The 19,130-nt window shown below is 48.8% G+C and carries 14 protein-coding genes and 1 tRNA gene; 8 read left to right on the forward strand and 7 right to left on the reverse strand.

Annotation, left to right across the window (positions count from 1 at the left end; translation table 11 throughout):
* Positions 1 to 1,661, reverse strand: a 1,661-nt coding sequence (locus OEY64_12225; GenBank protein ID MDH5543718.1) for a transglycosylase SLT domain-containing protein, incomplete at its 3' end; no start/stop codon positions are given.
* Between the two features lie 337 nt (positions 1,662 to 1,998).
* Here OEY64_12225 and OEY64_12230 point away from each other — a divergent pair.
* Positions 1,999 to 3,219 (forward strand): HD-GYP domain-containing protein, encoded by a 1,221-nt coding sequence (locus OEY64_12230; protein MDH5543719.1) that lies wholly within the window; start codon positions 1,999 to 2,001, stop codon positions 3,217 to 3,219.
* A 40-nt stretch (positions 3,220 to 3,259) separates the two neighbouring features.
* Here the strand turns inward: OEY64_12230 and OEY64_12235 are convergent, their stop codons facing one another.
* Positions 3,260 to 4,219 (reverse strand): sigma-70 family RNA polymerase sigma factor, encoded by a 960-nt coding sequence (locus OEY64_12235; GenBank protein MDH5543720.1) that lies wholly within the window; start codon positions 4,217 to 4,219, stop codon positions 3,260 to 3,262.
* A 94-nt stretch (positions 4,220 to 4,313) separates the two neighbouring features.
* Between OEY64_12235 and ilvD the strand changes: the two genes are divergently transcribed.
* Positions 4,314 to 5,966 (forward strand): dihydroxy-acid dehydratase, encoded by a 1,653-nt coding sequence (ilvD, locus tag OEY64_12240; GenBank protein ID MDH5543721.1) that lies wholly within the window; start codon positions 4,314 to 4,316, stop codon positions 5,964 to 5,966.
* 157 nt (positions 5,967 to 6,123) lie between these two features.
* A tRNA-Lys gene (locus OEY64_12245) sits at positions 6,124 to 6,199 on the forward strand.
* A 523-nt stretch (positions 6,200 to 6,722) separates the two neighbouring features.
* Here OEY64_12245 and OEY64_12250 read toward each other — a convergent pair.
* Positions 6,723 to 6,950, reverse strand: a complete 228-nt coding sequence (locus OEY64_12250) for a CDGSH iron-sulfur domain-containing protein (protein MDH5543722.1) — start codon at positions 6,948 to 6,950, stop codon at positions 6,723 to 6,725.
* A gap of 111 nt (positions 6,951 to 7,061) precedes the next feature.
* On the opposite strand from OEY64_12250, the gene OEY64_12255 reads away from it, so the two are divergent.
* Positions 7,062 to 7,862 (forward strand): PhzF family phenazine biosynthesis protein, encoded by an 801-nt coding sequence (locus tag OEY64_12255; protein MDH5543723.1) that lies wholly within the window; start codon positions 7,062 to 7,064, stop codon positions 7,860 to 7,862.
* Between the two features lie 531 nt (positions 7,863 to 8,393).
* Here the strand turns inward: OEY64_12255 and rlmD are convergent.
* Both rlmD and OEY64_12265 read right to left on the reverse strand, forming a co-directional pair.
* Positions 8,394 to 9,677, reverse strand: a complete 1,284-nt coding sequence (gene rlmD / locus OEY64_12260) for a 23S rRNA (uracil(1939)-C(5))-methyltransferase RlmD (GenBank protein ID MDH5543724.1) — start codon at positions 9,675 to 9,677, stop codon at positions 8,394 to 8,396.
* Positions 9,678 to 9,775: 98 nt separating this feature from the next.
* Entirely contained in the window at positions 9,776 to 10,378 is a 603-nt protein-coding gene (locus tag OEY64_12265; protein ID MDH5543725.1) for a hypothetical protein, read from the reverse strand.
* Positions 10,379 to 10,742: 364 nt separating this feature from the next.
* Between OEY64_12265 and OEY64_12270 the strand changes: the two genes are divergently transcribed.
* Complete coding sequence (locus OEY64_12270; protein MDH5543726.1) at positions 10,743 to 12,590, forward strand: hypothetical protein; 1,848 nt, start codon at positions 10,743 to 10,745, stop codon at positions 12,588 to 12,590.
* Here OEY64_12270 and OEY64_12275 read toward each other — a convergent pair.
* Together OEY64_12275 and OEY64_12280 are read right to left on the reverse strand one after the other, a co-directional pair.
* Positions 12,584 to 13,876 (reverse strand): hypothetical protein, encoded by a 1,293-nt coding sequence (locus OEY64_12275; protein ID MDH5543727.1) that lies wholly within the window; start codon positions 13,874 to 13,876, stop codon positions 12,584 to 12,586. The two genes, OEY64_12270 and OEY64_12275, sit on opposite strands and share 7 nt — an antisense overlap.
* 105 nt (positions 13,877 to 13,981) lie before the next feature.
* A complete protein-coding gene (locus OEY64_12280; GenBank protein ID MDH5543728.1) occupies positions 13,982 to 16,429 on the reverse strand; it encodes a FecR family protein in 2,448 nt (815 codons plus the stop codon).
* Between the two features lie 288 nt (positions 16,430 to 16,717).
* Between OEY64_12280 and OEY64_12285 the strand changes: the two genes are divergently transcribed.
* The 3 genes from OEY64_12285 to OEY64_12295 all read left to right on the forward strand — a co-directional run.
* Positions 16,718 to 17,503, forward strand: coding sequence for an outer membrane lipoprotein-sorting protein (locus OEY64_12285; protein ID MDH5543729.1), 786 nt, complete (start codon positions 16,718 to 16,720; stop codon positions 17,501 to 17,503).
* Between the two features lie 15 nt (positions 17,504 to 17,518).
* The gene (locus tag OEY64_12290; protein ID MDH5543730.1) at positions 17,519 to 18,748 is read left to right on the forward strand and encodes an ABC transporter permease; all 1,230 of its coding nucleotides are present in this window, start codon (positions 17,519 to 17,521) and stop codon (positions 18,746 to 18,748) included.
* Between the two features lie 4 nt (positions 18,749 to 18,752).
* Positions 18,753 to 19,130 (forward strand): ABC transporter permease (locus OEY64_12295; GenBank protein ID MDH5543731.1); only part of this gene is annotated, 378 nt, incomplete at its 3' end.

Genomic DNA, 19,130 nt, shown 5'->3' on the forward strand with positions numbered 1-19,130 from the left:
TCGGCAATGGATGGCGGCTCAGGACGAGGTTCGAAATCGAAAATCTTCATCTTGGTTAGGAGAACAAGATCCCTGTCGTAATCCTGTTCCGAATTTTTATTGAAAGTATAGCTTGCATACTCGGCCTTGGGTTCTCCCGGCGCAATTTCCCTTTTAACGATAGGCTCGATCTTTTTGCTATTAACGCGAAACTCGGTGATAACGTCGTCACTCTCTAAAGGTTCTTCCGTATAAACCGCTTTTGCAACCTTGTAATTCTCAGGCGGAATTTTCAGGTTCTGGCCGGCATATATTCTGTGTCTGCTCCTGAGGTTGTTGTATTCCATCAGGGCCTGGGTTGACATTCTGAATCTGTCTGCAATCGTGGAAAGAGCATCCCCGCGCATTACCCGGTAGTATTTAGGTATCAGCTGTTTGTCAAAGAGCATGTCAGAAGGCGCGGATGCATACATCTCCTTAAACCTCTGCGTGGTGCCAAATGGTACCTTAACCGGATACCCTTTTGGCAGCCTTCTTGTCCCATCCCATATTGGCATCCGAAGTGAAGGATTCAGGGACATTATATCTTCTCTGCTGTAGCCGAAGTGTTTGTAAAGAATGCTTATCGGCACATAGTGATCGAATGTCACTTCATCATATACAAGAGGAAGATTGAATCCTATCGGGCCGAAATACCGTTCCGGATTTTGCGTTATTTTCTTTGCCGCAAGAAATTCCGCGTAAAAATTCCTTGAGGCAAAACCGAAAAGTCTCATATCGTTATTCTTGATAATGGTAACGATGTCACTGCCATATTTCTTTTTGGCTTTCAACATTCCATATCTGCCGTGATTGTACGCGGTAATCGCCAAGGGCCAATTGCCGAGATCCTCATAATTCCTCTTGAGCAATCTCGCCGCCGCATCAGTTGATATGAACGGATCGCGTCGCTCGTCCACTGAGTAGTCTATCTCCATATAAAGCCTTCCGGTGGAGCGCGTGAACTGCCAGACGCCGGCCGCTCCGAACTTTGAGTACGCTTTTACGTTGAATGAAGACTCTACATGAGGCAGCGCAAGAAGCTCTTCTGGGAGGCCATGCTTCTGGAACATCTCCCTCATCTTGTATATATAGCTACCGCTTGTGATAAGGCCCTCACGGAACCTGTCGGCCATGCCGAACTGAATTCTTACATCATCCGCTGCTTCCCTGAAACGTTTGCCATCCGGCTGGTATCCGAATAATCCGGCTACCCGGCACTCCTCTTCGGTTTTGCATTCGCCGTGCTGCCTGGACACGTTTCGAAGAATTTCCCTGTAGTACCTCTTTCTCTGCTCCATGTACCGGTTCCAGCTTCTACGGGATGCATTGGGGCCAACGGCTACATTTAGATCTACAACTTCGAAGTGGATGTTCAGATCGGATGCGTCATGAACGATCGCCTGGTTTTGATTGTATTTCGTGTATATGTTCACCCAGAAAAAGACATTCGGCCTTAGTTCTACAGGTTCGGGGAAAAGTTCCTCGGAGTTTTGGCCATCAGAATTCAGCATTGGCGATGATTGAACGATTGAATTGTCACCGGCGCTTGAATAGTCGGTCGAAGCGAAAACCGCTCCACCAAAAAACAGCGCCAGAGAGCTTGCCGCTAGAAAGATCCCCTTAAATTTAAACGTACACATTTGAACTGAATTCTAATGGATATCGCCAAATAAATCAAGATAGTGGGTGAGATTTAATATAATTAGGTTAAATAATGGCTAAATTAACGGTCATGGTGGAAAAAGTATTGAAAATAAAAGGGAAAATGATCAGTCACTATTTTGATTCAAAGAGGAATGGGGTGGACTAGAAGTTTTGATAATTATTAATACATATCAGATTGAGTAAGCTTTATCGCTCAGTAATAAAAAACAAGAATGTGTTAGTAGAATAATATAATTTGCTTCAAAATCATTTGATGCATTATGATACAAAGCGAAGTCGAAATTTATCCTTAATAAACTGGAAAAAAGGACCATGATAAAAAAAATTGGAGTGGAGTCGCTTAAAAAGGGGATGTTCATACATGACCTTAACTGCTCATGGCTCGACCACGATTTCGTTTCAAACAGCCTTAAGATCAATGACGATAAGACAATCAAGAAGATCATCGAAATTGGGATTCGCGAACTCTACATAGACACTGAAAAAGGGGTTGATGTTTCAACCGGAGTGCCTGCCGAAGAGGTAAAGCACGATCTGGACACAGCCATGGGGAGGCTTGCCGCCAATGTAGAGGGTAAAAAGGCCCACCCTATCGAAAAAGAGATGCAAAAGGCGAAGGCTTTGCAGAGGGAGGCCGACAAGGTCATCTCCGAATTCATGAGCGACGCGAAGATGGGAAAGGCGCCGGAACTCGGCAAGGTTGAGGAAGTTGTTTCAAAGATGGTCGATTCCATTTACAGGAACAAGGATGCGCTGGAGCATCTCGGAAAGATCAGGACAAAGGACGAATACACCTTCAAGCATTCGCTGAATGTATGCATATTAATGGTTTCATTCTGCAAGGGGATGAAGGTCAGCATCGAGGATACAAAACTGGTTGGCGTCGGCGCGCTTCTGCACGATGTTGGAAAGATGCTTGTCCCGGACGAGATACTCAACAAGCCTACGGCTCTCACGGAGGTTGAATACCAAACGATGAAAGAGCATGTTATCAGGGGGGAGGAACTTCTCAGGAAAAGCGAAGGTATTTCGGAAATCTCCGTTGCCATAGCAACACAACATCACGAGCGGTACGACGGGACAGGGTACCCACACGGCCTGAAAAATGACACTATTACGACATACGGGCAGATGGCTTCCATCGTTGACGTATATGATGCTATAACCGCTGATCGCGTATACCACAAGGGATTGAGGAGCTTTGAGGGTTTGAGGAAGCTTCTGGAATGGTCCAACCACCATTTCAATCCGACACTGGTTCAGCATTTCATCCGCGCAGTCGGGGTCTATCCAGCAGGAACGCTGGTAAAGCTGGAAAGCGGCCTGCTCGCTATCGTTGTCGAACAGGGTGAAAAAAGCCTCTCATTGCCTGTCATAAAGATCGTTTACGATTCAAAAAAGGAACGCTTCATAACTCCGTTCAAGGTAAAGCTTGAATATCCCCCCGCACGAATGGGAGAAGACAGGATCATCGGCACTGAAATCCCCGAACGATGGGGCATCAAGATGGAAGATTACGCCGAAATATACTAGCGGCTTTTTATCTTCCAGTTAGTGATTTTCCACAAGTACGTTATTGGAACGTAAGGTTGCTTATGCCGGGGATTTTCTCTTCAAGATACTCCTTCAGCTTTTTTTTCAGTCTCGCTTCCGCCTGGCGCACGGCCTCCCGCGTCACGCCATGCTTTTCGCCAATTTCGGAAAGCGTCAGCGGCTCATCGGTCATAAGCCTGTCGTAAAGAATTGCCTTGTCTGAAGGTTTTAGATCCTTGGCGAACTCTGCAACGCGCACCTTCACCATGTCGGATATCTCTTTGGTCTCCAATGTTTCTTCGACAGACGGGTTTTTGTCGCCGATTACCTCTGCGTAAGTGCGTTCGGAGTCGTCCGAAAGTTTTGAATCGAACGACACATCCCTTGTCGAGAGGGTTTTCTGAACCGCTTTTACCTCCTCTTCGGATGTCTTGAAATGCGCCGCCAGCTGTTTCGTATCGGCTTCGAGTCCCGAATTTTTCAGCTCGTTTGTAACCTTCTCCAGGTTGTAGAGGAGTTTCCTGCGCATATTTGTCGTGCCTACGCGCACGAGACGCCAGTTATCCAGAAGGTATTTGAGCATGTACGCCTTTATCCAGTATGTGGCGTAGGTGGGGAGGCGCACCCCTTTGAAGGGGTCGAATTTCTGAACAGCGCGCATCAACCCTATGTTCCCTTCCTGTATGAGGTCGAGCACATTCTGGAATTTCGTGTGGAACTCGAAAGATATTCCGACAACAAGATGAAGGTATGATGTAACCAGTTTGAGAGCCGCCTCGCGGTCGTTGAACTTGCTAACGCGAACGGCAAGGCGGTGCTCTTCCTCCTCGGTAATGCGCGGGATCTTCCTCACCATCGCCAGGTAGCTTTGAAGCGGGTCGGTGGTGACAAGGGAGTGTTTCCTGTCGTCGCGCACGACTGCCGGGAGGGTCGTAGGTTCCGGTTCACTCTTTGCCGTTTCGGCGGCAGATTTCTTTTCTCTCTTTTTCTTGTTTTTCACTATGTTTTATTATTACTCTTAATGTGGAATTACTCAATTGACAGGGTCATTGCCTGAATAGGGGCAATTATAACGCAAGTACCAAGGAGGATAAATGAACAGCGACAGGATAAAAAAGGGTGTAACCAGGGCGCCGCACAGGGCGCTTCTGTACGGAACAGGCGTCACGCAGAGAGCGATGGGGCGGCCGTTCATTGCACTCGTAAGCAGCTTTACCGATTTTATTCCTGGTCACGCCGGGATGCGCGACCTTGAGCGCTATATCGAAAAAGGGGTTCATTCAGGCGGCGGTCAGATGTTCTACACCTCCGTTCCCGGCATCTGCGACGGTATCGCCATGGGTCACAAGGGGATGCACTACTCCCTCGCAACCCGCGACCTCATCGCCGACATAATAGAGTGCGTAATAACGGCTCACGCGTTTGACGGAGTAATTTTCCTCACCAACTGCGACAAGATAACGCCGGGGATGCTGATGGCGGCGGGTCGGCTCAATCTCCCATCGGTCGTTGTGACCGCCGGACCGATGCAGAGCGGAATGTTCAAGGAGAAACGGCGCTCCCTTGTGCGCGACACATTCGAGGCCGTAGGGCAGAGGCAGAAGAACGAGATCGACGACAAGCATCTCGAAGGTTTGGAGTTGTGCACATGCGACGGACCCGGATCGTGCCAGGGGCTTTACACGGCGAATACGATGGCGTGCCTCACCGAAGCGATGGGGATGTCGATAACCGGCTGCGCGACAGGGATGGCGACAAGCGCCAAGAAGAGACGCATCGCGATGGATAGCGGCGAAGAGGTTGTCGAGCTGGTGCGCAAAGGTGTGCGGGCAAGGGACATAATGACCAATAAGGCTTTCGAGAACGCGGTGATGCTCGATCTCGCTCTCGGCGGCTCCACAAACACGGTGCTTCATCTTCCGGCGATAGCGCGCGACGCTGGCGTTCCGTTCGAGATAGAGCTTTTCGACAAGCTGAGCAAGACTACCCCGCAGATCACGTCGATACGCCCTGGCGGAGAATATTTCATGGAGGACCTCGAATACGCTGGCGGAATCCCTGCCGTGATGAAATCACTGAAGAGCGTTTTGAACGACGTACCTACGGTAACAGGCAAATCGATAGGGACCATTGCCGACGAAGCGATAATCGAAAACAGCGATGTCATCCGCTCGATGGATGAGGCGTACAAGAAGGAGGGGGGGATAGCGATATTGAAAGGGAACATCGCTCCTGACGGAGCGGTGGTAAAGCAGTCCGCAGTATCGGAGAAGATGATGAAGTTCACCGGGAAGGCGAAGATCTACGACTCCGAGGAAGCGGTCATGGAGGCGATCATGAAGGGAGCCGTCAAGCCGGGCGATGTGCTGGTAGTCCGTTACGAAGGGCCGAAAGGGGGCCCCGGTATGAGGGAGATGCTTTCCCCTACATCGGCGATCAGCGGCATGGGTCTTGGCGATTCGGTAGCGCTGATAACCGACGGGCGGTTCTCCGGCGGAACGCGAGGGCCGTGCATCGGCCATATCTCACCTGAAGCGATGGAAGGGGGGCCGATCGCCCTAGTAAATGAAGGGGACAGCATTACTATTGATATTCCCGGGCGCTCGATCAGAGTGGATATCACCGATGCCGAGATGGAGAAGAGGCGCAAAGGGTGGAAAAAGCCCGAACCGAAGATAAAGGAGGGGTATATGACCCGTTATGCGAAGATGGTCTCTTCTGCGGCGCAGGGAGCGGTGCTCGACTGACGCAGGTGGTTCAAGGAGAAAGAGCTGGAAGTTTTCATTGCGAATGTAGCGCGCCGATCTCTCCTCATGGGTGGCGCTATTCGCAAGAGAATTACAGGATAGTCTCTTTAGATTTGCATCTGAGGCGGTTGTTATCTAGAATTGTCGTTTCTCGTGTGGGTTGTTAGCTCAGTTGGTAGAGCAGCTGACTCTTAATCAGCGGGTCGCAGGTTCAATCCCTGCACAACCCACCACTATTCCAGTCAACGATCCCTTTGGGATATTTCGTGGAAATATGATTCGAGTATTCAGGGATTGAATCCGAGCTACCGTATGCGACCGATAAGGGAGCATATGTAAACAGGATGTTTACATAGGTAGCGAGTGGGGGTCGAGCGAAGTGGCAACAGGACGTTGCCACGAGAGTGACCAATCCCTGCACAACCCACCACTTTTCAGTGCAACGATCCCTTTGGGATATTTCGTGGAAACATAATTCGAGTTTTCAGGGATTGAACAGCAAACGGCTCCCTGACCGAGGAGAAATGTCATGCCCGTGAAAACGGGCATCCAGTTTCTTCAATCATTTCTTGATCCCCGCCGGAGTTTACCCTTGTGAAAACGGGGGCGGGGATGACAATCTATTAAACGTGGATATTTTAACCAGGTATAAATAGCTGTTTACCGGGGTCGAGCGAAGTGGCAACAGTACGTTGACACAAGAGCGACCAATCCCTGCGCATCACGCCATTCGGCAAAATGGCAAAATGCCGATCGCTATACTGATTTATGGGAGCCGTCGCAGAACGGCGCGTTCTTTGTCTTGTAGCAACGGCAGATGTCGTAGCTCTTATTCCTGTCCAGCTGGATGAGATCCGGCTCTTTATCGGTGGCGAATGTGTGGTGGGAGCCGTCGCAGTATGGCCAGTTGTCCGATTGCCAGCATTGGCAGACGGCAATACTCTCTTTTCCGCTGATCCTCTGCGGGCCTTTCTTCTCTTCCATACAGTAAAATTATATCAAAAGTCATTTTGTCTTCCTTCATATGAAAAGAAGGTATATATTCTCTCGCATCGGGTATTTTTCAACCACGTTTGTTAAAGCAAGGGGCAGGAAATGAAGACCTTTATAGTTGATTCTTTTACCGACACGCCGTTCAAGGGTAACCCGGCAGGTGTTTGTATTGTTGAGTCTATCCTGACCGATAAAAAAATGCTTGAAATCGCGCAGGAGCTGAATCTTTCTGAAACCGCCTTTATTACCGCTCATGAGGGCGTCGACAGATTTTCCATCAGGTATTTTTCACCGAAAATGGAGATACCGCTCTGCGGTCACGCAACATTAGCTTCCGCCAAGGTTGTTTTTACAACATACAACCTTGCTGAGGTATGCTTCCAAAACATCCAGAGTCTAAATTTATTCGTAAAAGAGTCAGAAGGTCAAATTGTAATGGACTTTCCAGTTTACGAGACGGTACCTTCAAACGCGCCTGCCAAGTTGCTTGACGCATTAGGGATAAGTGATTTACAGAACGTGGCGTTCAATGTAGAAACCGGAATTTTATTGCTGGAAATTGCCGATTCAGCCACGCTATCCGGTTTGGAACCGGATTTTGCCGCTCTCTATCGATCTCATGATTCCATAAACGGAGTGCTGGTTACCGCGGCGTCTGGCAGTGATGGCTATGATTTTCATTCTCGATACTTCTGGCCTTGGAGCGGTACAAATGAGGATCCTGTTACAGGCGGGACACATACGTTTCTCGCAAAATACTGGTCGCAAAGACTTGGGAAAAATAAGATGAATACCTTTCAGTCGTCGGCGCGAACAGGTTTTATGGAAGTAGAGTTGACCGGCGACAGGGTGTTTATCAAAGGTCAGGCTGTCATCGTATTTGAAGGACAATTACGAGAGTAGCCTGACCTTGATAAATGTTCGTATATTTGGCTCTCTGATGCGGAGCCTCGCAACCTGGAACTATTTTTTTTTGTCTTTCTTTTTTTCCTGTTTCGGTTTCTTTTTCTCTTTTCTTGCGTTCTGGCCCTTCGCCATAAAAAAATCACCTCCTTGAATTATGGGACAATATTAGTATGTTTTGGAAGTTTTCAAACATAATTGTGCCGTCTTTCTAGAGCTTCATCAGGCTGTTTGTGAACCACCCTTTGCCCCTCCTTATAATGAAGGAGGGGGAAGAGGGATAGGAGGCCTGTTATCCAGTTTGTGCGTGATGCAATGGCCTTGATGCAGAGACGTGATGTAGGGCCGTGATGCAGAGACGTGATGCAGAGACGTGATGCAGAGACGTGATGTAGGGCCGTGATGCAGAGACGTGATGTAGGGCCGTGATGCAGAGACGTGATGTAGGGCCGTGATGCAGAGACGTGATGTAGGGCCGTGATGCGATGGCCGGTTGTTGTTAAGCGCCTTCGGCGAGTATGTGTTTAAAGGTTATTTTCTTGTGAAGAGGGCGACCGATTCCAGATGGAAGGTTTGCGGAAACATGTCGACCATCTCCACCCTTTCAAGGGTAAAGCCGTGCCGGGCAAGTTCGGCGGTATCTCTTGCCAGCGAAGAAGGGTTACAACTCACATAGACCACTTTTTCGGCGGATAACCGCCTGAAAATATCGCCGAGACCCGGCGCCCCTATCCTTGGCGGATCAAGGACGATGAGCGGAAATTTTCTCCCTTCATCCGCCAGCTTAGCGGCTGATCCGTAAGCCTCGCCTGCGATGAAATCGGCGCCAAGGCCGAGCGTCTCTGCGTTCTGCTTCGCGTATGTGACCGCATCGCGGGAGAGTTCGACACCAACAGGGGCGAATCCTCCTTTCGCAAGTGGGAAAGTGAAGTTCCCAATGCCGGAGTAGAGGTCGAGAGCTTCACCTCTCCCTTTTCCCGCGAATTCCAGAACCTTCTCGACCAGAATGTTGTTCCCTTCGGGATTGATCTGGCTGAATGCGCCTGTTCCGTAGAAAAGGTTCAATCCTCCTGCGTTCATTTGCAGTATCGTATCCCGGTAAAGCGATGTCCCGGTTCCGTTAATCAGCACTATCCCCTTGATCGACCTTGAATAGCTGAAAAGTTTTTCAATTTCCTGGAATGGGTGTTCGTCCCTGTATGAGACGGTTATCCTGATGCCATTTACAGGAAAGCCGGTTTCGATCATGTATTTTGCCTTGAGCCTGGCGAGCAGGGGGAAATCGAAAACAAAATTTCGCAGGGCGGCGATCGCTTCATTGATAGCTTCGTTTGCGACGAGGCATTTTTCAATATCAATGATGAGATTGGTCTTCCTCGCGTGGAATCCAATGACCGGCTTCCCTTCATGGATGGACGAGTGGAGCTGTATTCTTGCGCGGTAGCCGAATTCCGGCGAAGGGGCATGAAGAGCGGCAGGTTTTACTTCGCATCCGCCGATCCTTTTAAGTTGGTCAGCCAGTATCCTCTCCTTGAAGGCGAGCTGATCTTTTCTTTCCAGAGGCATCCACGGACATCCGCCGCAGTTGTCAAAGTAGGGGCAGGGTGATTTTCTTCGAAGTGCGGAAGGGACGAGCAAATTATCGAGCTCCGCTTCGCCCCACTTCTTTTTGCTTTTGAAAAGCGTCGCGGATATCTTGTCGCCGGGGAATACACCGTGAACAAAAACGGCCTTATCACCGGACTTCCCAACTCCGGCGCCGCCGTAAGTGATATCCGTTATCTCAAGCTCCAGCGGACGCCTTGTTTTATCCATTTCGCGTGAAGGTGAGCTCCGGCTTAATTTATTGGTAAGTCAATGCTCTTGCCTGCTCATCTTTTCGGTATAAAGACAAGTGTGTGGCAATGAATAGGCTAGAAATGGATTTTAAAGCCGCCGTAGCCCGACTTGTTCAATGTAAATGTTCCGTTGTCAGGTATCCCGTACTTGATATCCCTTGTGCCGACAAAGATAGTTCCGCCGTCGATCACGTCGAAATCGATCTCGATCCTTGTGTCGGAAAAATTATTGATGTTGTTTGAAAGGCAGAGAGTTTTCGGCGCGTAGGAAACAGCGCCTGAAACGGTAGTCAATATCCTGAAAGGGAGGACATACCCGAGTTTCAGTTTCAGAGCGACAGCCGCGTATGAATCCTGCGATTTATCGATGTAAGAGCCGGCCAGATCGATACCGAGGCCGAACACTATGCCGGGGATGTCGGTAAGCCCGGTATTTGAGAATCCGGTGTGCGCATAGATGTTCTTGTTGTCGAGTTCGTCAAGCGCGCTCAGTACGCCGGTTTCATTTTTAATGGTAGTGTTTTCGGAATATTTGCTTTCACCAATGAATGTAAGCTCTACTTCGTCGCGGTCATTCAGGTTAATGGCGAGGCTTTGAGCCGCGCTGGAAATATCCGTCTGGCTGAGCAGTATTGAAATAGTAAAAAAAGCTACTGTTGTTGATTTTACAAACTTCATTGGCATCCCTTTTGAAAAATTTCCTGTTCGTTATATCAGGTTTGGAGAAGCGTCGAGTAAAAGATAACGCTCCTTTCTCCAAAACAACCATACATCAGTCGATAAATTAACACCAAAATGGGGATGTTTCCAGAAAAACCGGAACAAGGCATGGAGTTTGTTGCGAAGAAAGGGGGGTTGTTATCCATATCTTACAGAGTTTTCTCAGGCAGACGGTTTCAATAGAGGAAAGAGGAGGAGGATGTTTGAGTATGATCATAAAATACAACGGGTTAAAAGATGGAGGTTAGCGCGGACATTCTTTATCAAGTTTCTGCATCTTTGTTTGAGTTACCAGGGGAAAGGTGGTTTAATCGACGGCGATATGGAATTAATTACTCGATGGAAAAGAGCCGGGGTGTTCATCGCGGGCTCACTCCTTATCGGGATCCACTATGCGATCTTCTCCCAATTTTTTCCGAATTCAAACGGCACGCTGGGGCATGACTACAGCTATTTTTTACCTTCACTGCTGGACGGATATTTCTGGTATTCGGTAAACGGAATATTCTCTATACCGTGGTTTACCCCATCATTTTGCGGAGGTGTTCCGAATTTTCCGAATCCGCAAAATACATTTTTTTCGATACCCCAGTTCCTGACAATATTCGTTAATCCGCTTGAAAGCGTAAAGATGACACTTTTGATCTTCGCGACGATCGGATTCTGGGGATTTTATTTTTTGCTGAAGGATATTTTTCATACGGGGAGGATGACGGCTATCCTCGGTGCCGCACTATTTCTGTTCAACGGCTTTTTTTCACACAGGATGCTTATCGGCCATCTCACTTTTCATCTGTTCATGATCTTTCCGGTGATCGCTTATTTTATTTTAAACCGGTCAGGCGGTCCGGGCGGCAAACTTCATCGCGGAGCCATCACGGATATATCAATAGCAGGGTTCCTGATTTCGATGATAATTTTTTCCGGAGGGTTCCAGCTTCTTTTTCAGATAGTGTATGCCCTTTTCGCTTTCTTGGTCATATACCTCCTGTCTCGGAAGGGGGAGGGGGATCCGGCTGTACTGATCCTCAAACTCTTTTCATCGCTGATACTTGCCTTCTTTTTATCGTCACCGAAGTGGCTCGCCTCTATTTATTACGTTAATAATGTGCCGAGAACCCTTTATCCGCTCCCAGGGATACCGGATTTTTCGTCTCTTTCGGCGGTTCTTTTGAAATCGCTTTTTTGGGAGCCTGCGGACAAGTTGGCCCGCGTTTCGATGGTGAATTACAGGTGGATATTGGAAAGACATGAGTTCGAGTTCGGGATAACGGTAGTACCCGCGCTGATCCTGATTGCGGTAGCGTTTAAGAGTCTTTTTAACATGTATAAATGGAAGGCGCTTCCCGTGATTGGGAAAAGGGAGCTTGCGTATGCAGGGATCCTGGCGGCAATGATGCTGTTCCCTCTCCTTTTGAATTACTATTCGCCAGCATGGAACGCGATTTTGAAAAGTGTTCCGGTACTGAAAAATTTCAATAATAATTTCAGGTGGTTTTGCGTATATATTCCGACAATTATTCTTGCCGCCTCGGTTTTGATCGAGAGATTTGAAATGCCGGAAAAGTTAAAGACCGGGATGATCCTCCTCTGCCTGGCGGTAATCGCCGGTAGCAATATTGGCGAAGAGAGGGAGTTCTACAAATCCCAGCAGTATATCTTTCCCGAAATTATAGAAAGTTATGACAACGTAAAAGCTGAAACATGGTCCCCTGTAATAACGAATATAATCGTCTTGATGGGCAAGGACGGAAAGATGATAAGGCCTGTCCACAGAAACAATTATCTGACTCAAGGTTTTTCATTCCTTGAATGTTACGAGCCGATGTTCGGCTATTTTCTGGAAAATCTTCCGCTAAAGCAGTTGCACCCCGGGCATGTTACCGACAATGTAGATGGTGCATATAACGTTAAAAACCCGGCGTGCTATGTATTCCCCGAGGAGAACGGCTGTTCGCCAGGAGATCATCTCAAGGAAGGGGAGGAACAGGAGGCGGAAAAGTTCCTGTCGTTTAAGGAATATGAGTTCAGGATATCCACGGCTCAAAAGACAGCCAACTTCTCCAGCCTGGTTTTGCATCTGCTATTGATATTCTATCTCGCAACAGTATCTATCTTGGCGGTGAGAAAGGTTGAGCCGGAAAGAGGGAGTAAGGGGATGGATCAGTAATGGTACTGAATGCCGGCTGAAACATTCAGGATCTCATAGTTGTATCTGTAGAAAGTTTCGTATTGGTTGTTTGAATTTGCCCTCAGGTGATTTAGGAGAAATCCGGTGGTGAGGTTGTCGTTGACGCTGTAATACGCACCGACCATGATCATATGCGTATTGTCCAGTTCCTTGATGTCCGTTAATACGCCGTTCGCGTCTCTCGTCAGTCGTTCGGTAAAAGTGACCCTTGAGATGAGGACGGAGGCTTTCAGCGTCAAAGGCTTTCCATTTTCAAGCATCATGGAGTATGTGAGGCCGGGCGTCATGGAGTAGCTGTCGTTGCCGTAGTAGTTTTTATGAAAAACGATGTTTGGAAGCGTCCCTTCGGCGAGGTTCTGGTTGCTCTCGGTTTTCCCGACGGACCAATCAAGATCCATTGAGACGGAACCCTCCTTCCTGTAGGAAAAAGAGCCTGATACAAGATAGTCCGTATCCTTCTGCTTGTCACCGCTTCGCTCGCCGGTTTCCAGCTCAATTTTTTTATCTATGTATGATTTGGCCAGCTGTGAGACCGAGAGGGAGTAGGAGAGGCCGGAGTTTCTTATTACGTCATATCCCGCTATCAGGAGCATGGCGTTTTGATCTTTCTCCTTCTCCTCCAGGTCGCCGAGGCCTGCCTGGGTGTAGAGCGATATGAAGTGCGGATATTCACGCTTGTAATACTGAAGTCCAAACGAGACAGTTCTCTTTTCGTCGTCAGACTCGTTGACGATGTAAACACCGTTAAAACCCCCGCCGTTGTCGTTGTAGTCATATAGCCCCTTGTACCAGTTTTCATCCGTTGTCTCCTTGGAGAGCACCTGTGTCCTGAAAGCAAGAACGTTGAGAGTGAGTTTGTCGGAGTATTCATGGCGGAGCGTGGGGGTTAAGCTGTTAGTCATGGTTTCTGAGGCTATCCTTGAGCCGCGGTCTTCCACGAATGCCTGTTTCTCGTGTGCGTATGCGCCGCTATAAAGGCCAATGATCACATTTTTATCATTGAGCCTGTAGGTAGGGGCGAGAGTGGCGTTGGCGTTTCCACCAAGTATGTTGGAGCCGCCGTCGAGATTGGAGATTGTCAGGAAGAATTGTGTGTCTGCCAGAAACAGGAATTTGTCGTTATTCCCCTCCTGCGCCGCAGCATTATGCCATGGTGCGACCGCGATAATGAACGAGGCGAGCGCAAACGTGTAAAGGTTTATCCGCCCACGTTTCCGGCCAGAAAAATCGAATTCGGATTTTGGATTAACCCGTTCCCTGTACAACTCTTACCCCCACCCTTGAAAATTTCTATTTCAGGTTACATATTCTATGCGAAGTCGCTCAATACGCAAACCCTGGAAATATTCAAGGGCGGAGAAGCAAGTTTCCTAATCGGCCCAAGCCATATTCGACAGTGGTATGTAGATCAAGTCGACAGGGGCACCAAGCAAACTCGAATTCGTGCCGTTTGAGAACCTGAACTCAAGATTGTTTTCTTTACCAATGCTTATGCCATCCTTGCTATCACCTTTGGTATTAACGCCCAGACCCATCCAGACATCGCTTATCTCGCCGACATCACCGCCGGTTTTTCCGGTATCACCATCACCAATGACATACAGCGCAACATTAATTGTGGATGTATTTCTGCCATCGATTATGTTGTAGCTGAAACCAGAACCTGTATTGTTGCCTCTCGAATAGGTGCCCGTACCTTTGGAGCTAAGTGTGTAGCTGTTGCCGTTTATGGTGAGTTCCTCGCTATTGATATTCTGAGATGATTTGCTGATGCCGTCAAATCCTCTTGTCTCGGTGATCGAGTCGTCGTTGTGGCTGAACTTCACGCTCATGGTGTCAAGTTCGTACTGGCTGTCGTTGGAGATGGCGCCTTCGCTGGCGTTCAGGTAGTCACCCCACGGCATGTCAAAAATACCTTTTCCTGTCGGCACATCGTCGTTGAAGGCGGTTTTCCAATCCATGACCGTAAGGTCTGCCGAGCCACCGCTACCGCTTCTGGAGTTTACGTTTACCACCTGAACCGTTTTGGAGTCAGGGCGAACCACATACTGTTGCGCCCGTACACGGTCGCCATTGGCGTCCTTCAATACCCTGCCTGCCTTTGCATCGGCGGCCTTGGTCAAGATGGCATCCCTATCCCTGATATCATCCGCCTTATCCGCTTCGTCAATCGAGGACCAGAGATCTTTTCTGATATTATTATCGCCCGGTTCAGCGATCACCTTAATGATCTCCTTGTTCAGGAGATCTACATCGGCTGTGATGCCGGAGGAGGAGCCGTCGCCGGCAGAGCCGCCACTGCTGGTACCGCTATCGCTTCCTGAGCCATCTCTTGATGAATCACTACCGGAGTCATCCCTGGAGGTGTCTCTGTCTGAGTCGTCGCCTCTGTTATCGGCAACATCCTGATCCTTAGAATCACGGTTCTTTTTGGTCTCGTTGGTGCGGCTGACCTGATCCTTTTTGGACTCGTCTTTTTTGCTATCCCTTTTGTCGTCCTTTTGAGCTACGTCGTACCTCTTGTCCTTCTTGCTCTCTTTTTTGCTGTCGCCGGAATCTTTTCTGTCATTGCTTGCAGACTTGTCCGATTTATCCTTGCTGTCGCTTTTATCGTCAGATTTCCCTTTATCCTTTGAAGCGCTCCTGCTGTCGGAATCTTCATCATCCTTTTTGTCGGCTTTTTTCTTATCGCTGTCGGAATCCTCGTCACCCTTGTCGGCCTTTTTGGAATCTTCGTCATCGCTATCCTTGGCCTTTTCCTTACTGCTCTGTTCGGCGGCCACTACAAGCCCCTTGTTGGAGACAACTGCCTTGGCATCCTCGGCTGTAACGGTACCGCCGCCTGTTACCTTTATCGGTTTTTGCACGGTAGTATTTTTAACGGCCTTGGCTACCTCTTCCTTCGGCGCTTTGGCTGCCTTCTCAGGAGCGGCTGATGTGTTAACGGTGGTTACCTGCTCGCCGCCGACCATTACTTCCCCTTTTCTCGCCATCGCGGGATTGGAGGATTTCACGCCTACGAGCCCTTCAAGTGTAAGAACCTTGGTCTTTCCGTCTTTACCAACCGACACCACGAACTCGGTGCCGCGGACGCCGATAACGGCGGTCGGGGTCTTCACTTCAAAATCTGTATTCTTGGATTCAAGTTTCGAGGCTTTTACGCGGATGTTTCCGTATGCAACCTCGACTATCGTTTTCCTGGTCTGTTTTGCCGGGTCGAAGATCATTTCGTTTATGACAAGGGATGTGTCCTCGCCCAGTGTCAGTACTGATTTGTCGTCGAATTCCAGCTCAAGCCTTGACTCTTCATCGGTCTCGGCTACGTCCCTGAAAAGAACAGATTCGGTGCCGGTTACCTTCACAGACTGTTTGGTCCGTGCGCGCTCGAAAACAACCGAGCCTTCGAAGCTCTTTATCAGGCCGATATCGTCCTTGTCTATTACTCCGAACTCCTTGAGGAAATATTTCTTCTCGATGGTGGAGCCGTCCGCTTTTCCGGAGATGAAGGTATATGTGAGGTCAATCATCTGGAGTCTTGTAAGGGGTTCATTGGCTATCTCGGGAGTGAGGAGGTTTATCCCGTCCTTCTGCATAGCCGCGGCTACGCTTGTGTAGATCTTATCCTTCGCCATTTTGGCAGCGTTTTTCGGGACGAATCGGTTTTTTGAGTGTTCTTTCGCAAGGAGGTTAACGTACTCGGATACCGTGATCGATTTTTTGCCGGATGTAGTTGCCGCAGATGCGGTGAATAGCGGTAGAAGAACCATTAATAACGCCGGTAAAATTACCTTGTGAAAATTCCCCCATCTAGCCAACATACATACCTCCAAATACAGTTAAACGTCCAAAATCTTTATAAGCCGTAGCACTCTTAATTATTTATCTATACCTCTTACCTATATATTAGCACTATACCTCTTCATATCCAAAATCTTGTCACCTTTTATTGCTATATTTTGAAAATATAACATTTTCAGTAACTTTTGTGCTTTTTTGGTAATAACCTAAACCATTTTATATTTCAATGTTTATCGGTAAATTAAAGGTGTTGCTGTAGTTTTTTCAGCTTTTGGATGTTAAAGTTTAATAAACGAGGGGGATATGCGATGCAATTAACCAGAACTCCGGTACTGATCTTTTTCACTCCACTCTTCTTTTTAGTGCTTTTTACAGCGACCTCTACAGTTTACAGCGCTGAATCTTCAAAGAAGCGGGCCGAAGAGATATTGGACAAGGTCGATGACCTCTGGCGCGGCGACTCTTCTCATGGGAAATTTACCATGGAGGTGAAGACCAAGCACTACACCCGGAAAATGGGGATGGAAGCGTGGAGCAAGGGGAAGGAAAAGTCGCTTATCAGGATACTTTCCCCTAAAAAGGAGAAGGGGACCGCCACCCTGAAATCTGAAGACAGTATTTATACCTATCTGCCAAAAACCGACAGGACTATAAGGCTGACCAGCGGCATGATGGGGGGCTCCTGGATGGGGAGCCACTTTACGAATGACGACCTTGTAAGGGAATCCCGCCTGAAGGACGACTACGAATTCGACATTACTTTTGAAGGCGACCGCAAGGGGATCGAGGTAATTGAAATAACGCTCATCCCAAAGCCGGATGCCGCTGTGGTCTGGGGGAAGGTGGTGGTTGTTTTGCGGACGGCCGACCTCATGCCGGTAGAGCAGTTATATTATGACGAAGACGGACTGCTGGTGCGCACGATGAGCTTTTCGGATATTAAAATGATGGGTGGGCGGAATTTCCCCGCAAGAATGAAAATTGTCCCGAAGGATAAACCGGACGAGTTTACCGAACTCGTGTATGAGGAGATGAGGTTCAATCTTCCACTGGATGATTCGTTGTTCTCGGTTTCACAATTGCGAAAAATGTAGGTGGTGCGTATCAGGATGAGACTGCTTCGGGTCGCGTTCAGGAACATCTTCCGCAACAGGCAACGGCTTATTGTAACTATTGCGGCAATGGTTTTTGCCGGATTCATAATGATATTCTTTCTCGCCCTTATGGAAGGGTTCATGTTCATCTTCGAGCGCAACATCGTGCAGATGAACCTGGGCGATATGCAGATACACGCAAACGGCTACCGTAGCGATCCCGATCTTTACAATCGCGTTGAAAACTATGACGGACTCCTTGAAAAACTGGACGAATCCGGTTTCAGCGCAACTCCCAGGCTGTACGGTTTCGGTCTTGCCGCTTCGGGGAATACCTCGACTGGAGTGATACTGAGGGGAGTTGACCTTCTGCGTGAGCCGATGGTGACGGAATTAAGCCGACATGTGGATAGGGGGCTCTGGCTTTCGAATGAGGCTCCAAAAGGGGTTGTTATCGGCAAACAGCTGGCCCGCACCCTTCACGCGAAGATAGGGAGCGAAATTGTTTTTGTGGGGCAGGCGGCCGATGGCTCGATGGCAAATGAAATTTATGTCGTGCGTGGGATACTAAAAGCGGTCGGCTCAGGCATAGACGGCCCCGGTTTTTTTATGGTCGACTCCTCTTTCAGGGAGCTGATGCTGGTACCGCAAGGGACGCATGAAATAACGATCATGCGGAAGGATAAACAGGAGGAACTCTTTGCCTCAACAGACCGGGCGCGTTCCATTGTCGCGGAATTCGGTGACTATGAAGTTAAGAACTGGAAGGAGCTCCAGCCTCTTACGGCGGAGCTTATGGCTACCTCGGACGCCAGCCTGATAATTTTCGTTCTAATCTTTTACGGCGCGGTTGGGATGATAGTCCTTAACGCTACTCTTATGAGCGTTTTCGAGAGGATGAGGGAGTTCGGCGTAATGAAGGCGCTTGGGGTATCGCCGTTTCAGATAGTTCTTCTCATCATTACTGAAACGGTGATCCAGGTCTCCATCGCATGCGTGTTCGCGCTTCTGACCGGGATACCTGTCGCCTACTATTACCAAGTGCATGGTCTGGACTTTTCATCCTTCTCCGGTACCGCGACCATGGGGGGGGTAGCATTCGATCCGACATGGTATACCGTTATTACCAAGCAGACTTTCACTACCCCTGTTGTTTATATGTACCTGATATCGGCTCTGGCGGTGATCTACCCCGCGGTCAAGGCAGCAAGGATCGTTCCTGTACAGGCTATACATCACAGGTGAACAGATGAAGATATGGAAAATGGCATGGAGAAACATCTGGCGCAGAAAGCGCAGGACGCTTATCACATGCTTTTCCGTGGCGTTTGGCATTCTCTACGCCGTGCTTTCGACAGGATTCGGCGACTGGGGGTATACAAAGCTGATAGACGACAGCGCAACGATGGGTTTCGGCCATGTGACCGTGGAGCCGCACGAATACAATGACAGTCCTTCCCTTGATAAGCGGATAGGTAATTCCACCGAGATAAGGAAAACTGCGCTTGGAACGGAAGGGGTTTCCGGCGCGATGGAGAGGATCGTCGGTCAGGCGATGATGGCATCTGCTACCAAAAGCATCGGCGGGATGTTCCTTGCTATCGATCCATCCCAGGAGGCGACGGAG

Source organism: Nitrospinota bacterium, assembly GCA_029881495.1.
Taxonomy (GTDB): Bacteria; Nitrospinota_A; UBA7883; order JACRGQ01; family JACRGQ01; genus JAOUMJ01.